This window comes from Caldisericia bacterium, assembly GCA_021158845.1.
Lineage (GTDB): Bacteria > Caldisericota > Caldisericia > B22-G15 > B22-G15 > B22-G15.
This window is the reverse complement of record JAGGSY010000020.1, coordinates 1-3957: the sequence shown is the minus strand read 5'-3', so window position 1 is coordinate 3957 and position 3957 is coordinate 1. Positions and strand designations below refer to the sequence as shown.

The following is a 3957-nucleotide window of genomic DNA, read 5'->3' as shown; positions in this document are numbered from 1 at the left end:
TATGACTATATCTTCCCTGTGTATCACTCTCTCAATTTTGGCTCTCTCAAATATCATTGGTTTCTCATGCACAAGAATAAAATCTGGATAATCTTTCAAATCATGTATAAAATTTTTTATATCCAATACATCCACTATTAAATCTATATCAAAAGTAGCCCTTGGTTCAAAAACAATACTGTATGCAACTCCACCTATGAGAGAGAATTTATAACCTTTTGATCTTAAAAACTTTGATACATCTATTAAAACATCTAATAGTGTCTCTTCATCTTCCATCTTTTTAAAACCTGCTCTACCTCCTCATCACTTATCTCTGGATTGATGACTTTAGTGTATGCTCTCTTCAATTCCAAGAGGAATTTATTTATCTCGGTAAGTTTTTTTAACCTCTTTAAAACTATTTTCTCATCCATTTTTGGGATAAATTATTGTAACTTTTTTCTCCCTTCCATCCCAGAGAACTTCAGAGCCAAGTCCTTCCGAGACAAATCTAATTGGAATCATTACTCTTCCTGGTGGAACAAGAATAGGTGGTGAATCCATAGTTTGAGGGATGTTATTTACAAAGTATCTTACCTTTCCAACCCACATCTCAACCACTGTGTCATAAAGCTGGAAAGTCACCCTCTTATCCCTTTGATCCCAGAACACATAAGCTCCAAGACTCTCTGTAATGAATCTAACTGGAACATATGTCCTTCCATTCTTTATGAAAGGCGATACATCCATCTTAAAAGTTTCACCATTCACCTCTGCCTCTTTCCTTCCAATCCAGAGAATTATCTCTTTCCTTTCCACTCTGTAAACTACTCTTTTAACAATATTTTCATTTCCTGCCTTATCCACCGCTTTAAACTCTATCCTGTTGTATCCAAAGTTCAAGGGAACTTCAACGAGAAACTTTCCCTCCTTTGAAATCTCAATCTTTTTACCATTGACAAAGAGAGAACTCCCCTTCTCAACTTCACCGCTAATCTTTATCCTACTATCTACTACTTTATACTTTAAGGGAAGATTCACCCAGAGATTTGGTGGAGTTAAATCACATACTATTGAAAGAAATACCTTATTCTCATTTCCAGATTCATCCACTGCCTTTATCTCAAAGACATTCATACCCTCTTTAAGTTTTATGTAAATGGTAAAATTGCCATCTCTATCCACCTCTATTTCTTTCCCCTCAAAAAATACCTTCGCCCCTTTTTCTGTCTCTCCTTCCACTTTTATATTCTTTTTGTTCGTTACAAATCCATCTGGTATCGAAAATTTAAGCTCTGGTGGAGTGGTATCCTTCTTTATTGAAAAGGTAATTAGGATTTCATTATAACCTGATAATGAGAAGATCTTTATTTTTTCATTATATGTTTTACCTTCAATAAGATTTGATGTATCTATTACTCCCTTTATTCTCTCCTTCCCATCAAATTCATACTTTGAAAGGGAGATAAATTCTTTCGTTTCAATTCTTCCCTTTTTTCCCTCAACATCAAACTCAAATTCTATCTTCTCTCCTCTATTCACCTCTCCAAATTCAAACCTGTCTGGTGAAACCTTCAATTGATCAAGGGTTATTATCTGAATTCTGTGGTTAAAGGTGTCAGCAACAAAGAGTCTTCCATCATTGTAAAATATTCCACCTGGCTTAAGGAATTTTAAGGTATCTTTCTTATAAAAATCTTTACTGAATTCATCTTCATTGAAATTACTCATTGGTCCACCACTTTCTCCAATGGATCTTGTGTATTCACCTTCCGTGTTAAAGAAATCTATTCTTCCACCTTCATTAAGCACTGCTATCTCCTTAGAGGGAATTAATGCAACGGAAACTGGATTTTTTAAAATTCCTTCACCAAAAGCCCTTAAAAACTCTCCCTTCTTTGTAAATACCTCCACCCTGTCCCCTGCAGTATCACATATAAAAACCATATTCATCTCATCGCTCACTGCAATCCCTCTTGGACCAATACCTGTTATTCCAAATTTTTCGCTTTCAAAATCTCCCTTCTTTGTAAACTTCCCTTCCCCTGAACCAATACCCCCAAACTGGTAAAGGAACTTTCCATCTTTATCAAAGACCTGAACCCTGCATGTTGAATCTGTTACATAATATAAATTATCGGAGTCTGTTGCAATGGAAAGAGGATAAATAAACCTACCTTTGCCACCACCATATCTCCCAAATGTTTTAAGAAACTTTCCCTCTCTATCATAAACCTCAACCACATGACTTCCAGTATCTAAAACCACTATCTCATCATCTTTGTTCACACAAACTCCAAGAGGATACTGAAGTTTTCCCGGTGCCCGTCCATACTCAGAGATTTTTCTTACAAAATTCCCATCCTTATCAAATAGGGATATGGATGAAGTTCCTGAATTTGCAACAACAATACTCCCATCTGATAATAAAGCTATGCTTTGAGGAAAATAGGTTGGTGAGTTTGATTCCTCTCCTATGGTTTTAATTACCTTTCCATCATAACTTATAAGATTTACCACATCACCCTCAAAAGATGCAAGAAGCATTGCCCCTTTAAATGGACAAACTCCAGAGGGGGAGTCCCATCTATCACCAATATTTTTTAAATGTTTCCCTTGAGGAGAAAAGACTTCAACCTTCCCACTCTCTCTTCCAGTAATCCATATATTCCCGTCTTTATCAAAGGTAAAGTGGGTTGGATAGTAATCCAACTTAAAATCATAGAGATACTCACCAGAGGTTGAAAGAACCTGAACTCTTAAGTTTCCAGAATCAAGTATAAAGACCTTCTCATCTTTTATAATAATGTCATTTGGATTTTTAAACTGTTTTTTACCCTCTCCCTCTTTTCCAATCTTCTTCTTGAAATCCCCATATAGAGAAAAAACCTTTATCGTCCCATCGGTTTTATCTAAAACCCAGAGTTTTTGATTTTCATCTATGGCACATGCGGTGGGTTTCATACCTTCAAAGGATATAAACCAGCCAGCAAACTCCCCGTTCTCCTTGAATATCTTAATCTTTCCTGATTCAGTATCACATACATAGATTAAACCTTCAGAGTCAATACATATTGAATTTGGAGAAACAAAGGAAGATATGGAATCCCCAAATCCGCCAAAACCCCTTATAAAATTAAAGTTTTCATCAAGTTCAACGACTCTAAAGTGGAGTGAATCAAGGATAAATACTTTATCATTGAAGACTTTTACATCTGTGGGTCTGTAAAAGTTAAGTCCACCTGGTCCATACCCTATCACCTTCACATTTTCCTCTCCTGAAAGATGGAGGGTAGGAATAACAGAAATAATCAAAACAATGATGGTTAATATCACAAATTTTCTCATGGCTTAATTGTATCAAATGGAGAAAAGAAATCCTCAATCCTCTTTGCAATTACTACATAAGAGGATATATTCTTTCCAACAAAAACCTTTTCATAAAAAGGAGGTTTAAAACCAACCTTTTCAAGTAATCCCACAGTAGCCATAACATCTGCCTTCTTTAAGAGTTTGACAATGAATTCATCAAGAAGTTTCATCTCCTTGTCAAAAAGCAAGTAGAGTTTTCCTCCCTCTTTTAAAAGTTTATATGAAAGGGAAAGCCTTGTGATATTCTTCTCTTTCCTTATGTCTGGAGAAACCCAGACAATCTTTGTAAAAACATTTGAGGGAAGTTTCTCAAGGCTATTTTCTTTTATTGGAATTACTTTCTTTAAGAAACCAAATTCAAATAGTTTCTTTTTTAATTCTTTTATCTTCCTCCTTCTTGTTACCAATACCTTCCCTTCTTCAATCTTTTCACCAAGTCTAAAGAGAGATGTCTCATCAGAAAAGTTTATACAAAGAATCCAATCTCTTTTATCTATTGTTTCGTTTGAAAGAAACAGATTTTCAAGATTCTCATGTTTTTCATAGCTATTCATTCTCTAAGGCATGTCCTTGGGACCTTCCATCCTTACCCTTCCTGTAACC

At 35.4% G+C, this 3957-nt stretch carries 4 protein-coding genes; all 4 read right to left on the bottom strand.

Features of this window, described 5'->3' with window-relative positions:
• Positions 1–279 (bottom strand): hypothetical protein (locus tag J7J33_00765; GenBank protein MCD6167826.1); only part of this gene is annotated, 279 nt, incomplete at its 3' end.
• Positions 255–416 (bottom strand): hypothetical protein, encoded by a 162-nt coding sequence (locus J7J33_00760; GenBank protein MCD6167825.1) that lies wholly within the window; start codon positions 414–416, stop codon positions 255–257. The genes J7J33_00765 and J7J33_00760, both read right to left, overlap by 25 nt.
• Positions 409–3330 carry a 6-bladed beta-propeller gene (locus J7J33_00755; protein MCD6167824.1) on the bottom strand — a complete coding sequence of 974 codons (2922 nt, stop codon included), beginning with the start codon at positions 3328–3330 and terminating at the stop codon, positions 409–411. Before J7J33_00755 ends, J7J33_00760 begins: the two co-directional genes overlap by 8 nt.
• Positions 3327–3908, bottom strand: a complete 582-nt coding sequence (locus J7J33_00750) for a hypothetical protein (protein ID MCD6167823.1) — start codon at positions 3906–3908, stop codon at positions 3327–3329. The genes J7J33_00755 and J7J33_00750 overlap by 4 nt, the downstream gene beginning before the upstream one ends.
• Positions 3909–3957: the final 49 nt, after the last annotated feature.